Genomic DNA, 1,653 nt, shown 5'->3' on the forward strand with positions numbered 1-1,653 from the left:
GACCACAGGCCACAACCCCCGCTGCCCTCCCGAACAAACACCTCCGGAGAAAGCCGAAAACGCGATCGGCGGCTCCCGTACACCCGCCGCACCACCCAAGACCGGAATGATCAACCAGCGTTCAGCTGCAACCGCATCGGTGGATCGAGGCTGAGCTGGTGTGCCTCGGATCTGATCAAGCCGTTGTTCAGTAGTTATCGGATGCCTTCTTCTGCGTATGGTCGTCGCGCAAGGATCCGTTCGTAGCCGAGCGGATGGAGGTCGATGGTTCGGTATCGGCCGTGCAGGATGAGCTCGGCCAGTCCGCGTCCCACGCCGAGGGCGTGCATCAGTCCATGTCCAGAGAAGCCGGTTGCGAGGTGGAAGTTGTCGAGGCGGCCTGGCCAGTTGCCGATGATGGGGTTGCCGTCGAGTCGGTTTTGATCGTAGAGGCCGACCGTGGTTGAACGTAGTCGTAGTGTGTCAAGAATCGGCATGCGGTGGACAAGTGCTGGCCATACGTGCTGGTCGAAGTATCCGTGGTCGAGGTCGAGGTTGAACCCGCCGGGGTGGGCGAAGTCAACCAGGCCGACCGACAGACCGGGTCCTTCGGGTCGGGCCGCTAGCCCGGCAGGGTCTTTCAGGAACGGCATTTTCCCGAGGTCCGCCGGCACCTCTATGTAGTGCTCGAACCGACGCATTGGCTCAACGGGAACGTTCATGCCGACTTGGGCGGCGAGGTCGGGCGCCCAGGTGCCCGCGGTGTTGACCACGGTGCCGGCGCGTAAGACGGCCCCGGACTCCAATTCTGCGGCGTTGACCCGGCTGTTCTGGGTGCGTAGGTGGCGCACTCGGTCCTTGACGTATTGCGCGCCGAGGTCGATTGCCTTGCGGCGCAGCCCATCCAGCAGCGCGGACGGATCGATCCAGCCATCGTCCGGAGATAGCACCCCGCCACCAAGGTCATCGGTGGCGAGGTACGGGTATCGTTTGGCAAGGTCGGTCGGGGACAGCCAGTCCGCCCGAACTCCGTGTGCCTGCTGGGTGGCGAGGTTGGCCGCGAGTGCGTTGGCGTTCTCCGGCCCTGCGATGAACAGGTATCCCTGGGGCTTCCAGCCGAGGTCTGGTGGATCTTCACCGTCGGCTCGCGCGAAGTTCGCCCAGTCCCGGATGACCTCGTGCGTGTACTGCGACAGCAGGATGTTTTCCGGTTTGGTGAAGAGCTGTCGGATGCCACCGGAGGCACGTGGTGTCGCCGCGAGGGCGTATGTCGGGTCGGGTTCGATCACCACGACGTCGAGGGATGAGGTCTCGCGCAGAAGGTGAACAGCTACGGCGGAGCCGAGGACACCGCCACCGATGACGAGCACGTCTGGTGTGCCAGTGAGGCGCCGCCTCGGACCGCCCAGCGGGGTGGTTGAGCTGGTCTTTTCGGTCGCCGGGGTCGCATCATCGCATTCATAGCCGCAACTGTGGAGGCGGTCATGGCTGCGCATGTAGTGACGGTCACCGAGGTGCTCGACGGTCATGTGGCGTTGGACATCCAGTGTCTGGACCGCATCTACCTCAACGCGTACGCGCCGAAGCTGCAGACCAGTTCTCAGGTGGTGGCGTTCCTGTCCGGGCACCTCGGGTTCCCGTTCCCGTCGCCGGCGCTGTTCAACCAGATCGGCC

At 64.2% G+C, this 1,653-nt stretch carries 2 protein-coding genes; one reads left to right on the top strand and one right to left on the bottom strand.

Annotation, left to right across the window (positions count from 1 at the left end; genetic code table 11):
• Window positions 1-194: 194 nt before the first annotated feature.
• Window positions 195-1,475 carry an FAD-dependent oxidoreductase gene (locus tag AB0873_RS32470; protein WP_366604612.1) on the bottom strand — a complete coding sequence of 427 codons (1,281 nt, stop codon included), beginning with the start codon at window positions 1,473-1,475 and terminating at the stop codon, window positions 195-197.
• On the opposite strand from AB0873_RS32470, the gene AB0873_RS32475 reads away from it, so the two are divergent.
• Window positions 1,464-1,653, top strand: a 190-nt coding sequence (locus tag AB0873_RS32475) for a hypothetical protein (RefSeq protein WP_366604614.1), incomplete at its 3' end; no start/stop codon positions are given. The two genes, AB0873_RS32470 and AB0873_RS32475, sit on opposite strands and share 12 nt — an antisense overlap.

The sequence above is a fragment of the Micromonospora sp. NPDC047707 genome, from assembly GCF_040704235.1.
GTDB lineage: Bacteria > Actinomycetota > Actinomycetes > Mycobacteriales > Micromonosporaceae > Micromonospora.